Source organism: Butyrivibrio sp. (assembly GCF_017635265.1).
Taxonomy (GTDB): domain Bacteria; phylum Bacillota; class Clostridia; order Lachnospirales; family Lachnospiraceae; genus Butyrivibrio.
Map to the genome: position 1 here is coordinate 1 of NZ_JAGBLU010000103.1, position 3675 is coordinate 3675.

General features: G+C 38.6%; 4 protein-coding genes. 1 reads left to right on the top strand and 3 read right to left on the bottom strand.

Translation table 11 applies throughout. The annotated features are described in order from the left end of the window. Positions 1-9: 9 nt before the first annotated feature. Positions 10-339, bottom strand: coding sequence for an Hpt domain-containing protein (locus J6O61_RS12235; RefSeq protein ID WP_292213610.1), 330 nt, complete (start codon positions 337-339; stop codon positions 10-12). Positions 340-502: 163 nt separating this feature from the next. Here J6O61_RS12235 and J6O61_RS12240 point away from each other — a divergent pair, with 163 nt between their 5' ends. Next, on the top strand, positions 503-1816 hold the full coding sequence (locus J6O61_RS12240; RefSeq protein WP_292213613.1) for a diguanylate cyclase: 1314 nt from the start codon (positions 503-505) through the stop codon (positions 1814-1816). 92 nt (positions 1817-1908) lie between these two features. Here J6O61_RS12240 and J6O61_RS12245 read toward each other — a convergent pair whose 3' ends face one another. Then, positions 1909-2817: an IS3 family transposase gene (locus J6O61_RS12245; RefSeq protein WP_292213616.1), complete on the bottom strand. Its 909-nt coding sequence runs from the start codon at positions 2815-2817 to the stop codon at positions 1909-1911. After that, the gene (locus J6O61_RS12250; RefSeq protein WP_292213618.1) at positions 2808-3485 is read right to left on the bottom strand and encodes a transposase; all 678 of its coding nucleotides are present in this window, start codon (positions 3483-3485) and stop codon (positions 2808-2810) included. The genes J6O61_RS12245 and J6O61_RS12250 overlap by 10 nt, the downstream gene beginning before the upstream one ends. Between the last annotated feature and the right edge of the window lie 190 nt (positions 3486-3675).

The following is a 3675-nucleotide window of genomic DNA, read 5'->3' on the forward strand; positions in this document are numbered from 1 at the left end:
GCGAAATATTTATTGCAAAAAGGCTTCTCTTTGTGAAAGAATTTTTTTATAAATTACTTCATAATCTGTCTGTACTTTTGCTCTGAGGTTTTCTGTTATCTCGCTCACTGTTTCGTACAAAGGAGTGAGAGCAAGATTTCCTACAACTCCCTTTAAAGCATGTGCATCTTCAAACGCATCATCAAGATTGCCCTCTTCCAAAGCCTTTCCCAAAGCCTCAAAACGGTCATCTGAAAGTCCAAGTTCTATCATTTCCAGATAAAAGTCTTCCATGCCCATACATCTTTCCAGACCTTCATCAACATTTGCTCCCAATTCTCTTAATTTCTCAATACTCATATTCCTGCATCCTCGATAAAAAGAATATTTATTATTTGACACATCAAGATAATTATACACAATTCAGTCGACAAAATGCGTTATTTTAGTTAAATTATATACTTTTTATAGATAGTTTTTATTTTGTTCTGATAAAATTTTCATATGGAGGTCGAGGATATTTATGGCAAAACACAAAATTCTCATAGTCGATGATGAAAAGATATCTCTTCGCATGACACAGCATATTTTGTCCAGTGAATATGACACAGTCTGTGCTTCAAATGGAAGGGATGCGATTGAAATATATAAAACAGAAAGACCGAATTTGGTTCTTTCTGATCTTAGAATGCCTGAAATTGACGGATTTGAGCTTCAGAAAAAACTTCAGGATATATATGGAAAACAAATCCCGTTTATGTTTATGACAGCTGATAAGGACGATGAGGCTGAAAGCAAAGGATTTGCCATCGGTGCGCTTGACTTTATCAGAAAGCCCTTCAGAGCTGATGTTTTGCTAAAGCGTGTATTTAATATTCTTCAAAATGTTGAGCAGATACAGGGACTTCAGAAGGCTGCCACCACAGACCCAATGACCGGCCTTCTCAATAAGGCATCATCTCAGGAAGAAATAGACCTCTTGGTCAAAACTACTCCCGGAGCTTTGATGATGATTGATCTTGACAGCTTTAAACCTGTCAACGATATATATGGCCATGCTATGGGAGATAAAGTACTTATCCGATTTGCGGAAATAATCCGCTCATCCATAAGAGCAACGGATATTGCGGGAAGAATTGGTGGGGATGAATTTGTGGTTTTTTGTAAATCAATCCTTGATGAGGACGTTATAGCCGATAAGGCTGCATACATAAATGAACAGCTTCTTCTTTCCGCAAAAGAACTGATGGGACAAAGCATGAATATTCCTCTTGGGGCGTCAATCGGCTGTGCATTTGCGCCTGATGAAGGAGCTGATTTTGTAAGTCTTTATAAAAAAGCAGATAAAGCATTATATTTTGTTAAGCAAAACGGTAAACATGGCTATAAGGTCTACAGGGAGGAAAAAGCGTCATCAGGCGATGAGGCAGATGAGGCGACTGCGCTTAAATATGCAATGACTCTTATGGCTGAAAGATCCCCGGGAAAAGGAGCATTTAATCTTCCTACATCGGATTTTAAAAAGATATATCATTTTCTGTCGAGAGTAGTGGGTAACTATCACAATACCATTCATGTAATACTCTACTCTGTTATTCCGACAAAAAAGGATGTGGATCAGGAGGAAGCAGCAAATGCTTTCGTTGAAGTTGTTCAGATGTCGTTAAGACAAAGTGATGTTATAACAAGATATGGAAGCAATCAGGTGATGATCCTTCTACTAAAAGCAGTTTCATCTGATTTGGAAATTGTCGCGGAGAGGATTGCCATGAACTGGGAATCCAAAGACATCAGTGCTCTTTGCAAGATCACATATGAAACGAGTGCGTTAAAATAAAGGGACTGTCGCTTAATTTGTGAACCGCTCCCCGTCAAGTAGACAATCAAAAAAAATAAACTTTCTGCCATCAGTTTTCTGATGGCAGTTTTTTATGCCACCATCAAATAATTATTATGTTTCTCCATAGGTGTAAGAACACCTAGATTCCTCTGCAAGCGCTGATTATTATAGTATTCAATGTATTCCTCAATCATCGACACCAATGAATCTTTATCCTTAAATCTTTTTCCATAATACCGCTCTCGCTTGAGTATTCCCCAAAAGCCTTCCATTGGACCATTGTCGATGCATTTTGCTACTCTTGACATGCTCTGAGTCATTCCTGCAGCTTCTAATTTTGCGTGGAACAGTCTGTTTGTATATTGAAATCCTCTATCACTGTGGCACAGTGGTGTTGCACCAGGATTTGCAGCTATAGCAGCATCAAATGTATCAAATACCAGTGGGTTATTGTTCGAATCACCTATCACATAAGATACAATTCTACGATCATATAAATCGAGGATAGCACTCAAATATACCTTGTGAACTTCCTGAGCCACATAGTATTTAAATTCAGTAACATCTGTCAGCCACTTCTGGTTAGGGGCATCCGCCGAAAATTCTCTATTTAAGATGTTCTCGGCAATAAATTGAGGATTAGCTGCCTGCCTTGTGCATCCGTTGTTAGCATATTTTATAGTGGATTTAATTCCCTTTTTACGGCAGATCCTAAGGACACGTTTGTCATTTACCTTTATATCATGATACCGTTCCAGATCATCTCTAATACGTCGATATCCTTTATCTGGGCTCTCTGTATGTATTTTCTCTATTTCGTCAGCTATACGTTTGTTTTCAGCCTCATAGTTCGGAAGCTCCCTATGCAACCATTTATAGTATGCAGCCCGGCTAACATTTCCAATCTTGCAGAGAGCAGAAATTGGATAGCAATGCTCATCGTGCTCTGTCTTGATTGCGAGATAAACCTGTTCGTGACGTATAAGGCTCAGTCCCACCCCCTCTCTATTGCATCGAGTTTTTTTAAGAAAGACGCCTCCATTTCAGCGCGTTCCTTTTCGGCACGAAGAATCTTATTTTCAGCGCGAAGTCTATCCAATTCTGTCATTTCTTCTTTAGCCTTGGTTCTTCCACGTCTGTCTTTAAGAGCCTCAATTCCATTGGCCTTATATTTTACCGTGTAGCTTCGCGCTTGCTGATATGATACATTGAACTTTTCAGCAGTTTCTGCATAATTGCAATCATGAGAAATGCAATACTGAACAATTTCTACACGCTCATCAAATGTTGTTTTTCTCCCCTTGGTCATGATGGTTGCTCCTCCTGTTCCGGAAGTTTTTAGTTCCTCATGACCATTATATTTCTTTATCCAGTCTTGTAACTTACTTTTTGCTCTAATGCCATATTTCTGACATATAGATAGCAATGAGTCATTTCCATTTAAATACTCCAGAACTGCTTTCTCTTTCAGTTCTTTTGGATATCTTTTGTAGCATCTTTGAGTAAACGCAGATGAACTATCACTTTGATAAATGGCAATCCATTGTTGGACAGATATGGGTGCAACTCCAAGACGTGCAGCTGCATGTCGCTGTGTTTCTTTTCCATTAAGAATACCTTCTACTGTCCTGATTTTTTCATCTGGCTCTATCTTATATTTGGACATAAAAATGCTCCCTCCTAAGTAGTACAAGATTTTTATTATTTCTCTTGTCTACCTAGAAGGGAGCATATCATTTAATCTGACAGCCCCCATTTATTGTTCATGGCATTTTTTCTTTCGGGTATTTATATTGTACTCATAAGAACACAGCTCATCTAAAGAGACGAGGACAACATGACCTGAAAGGAGATTA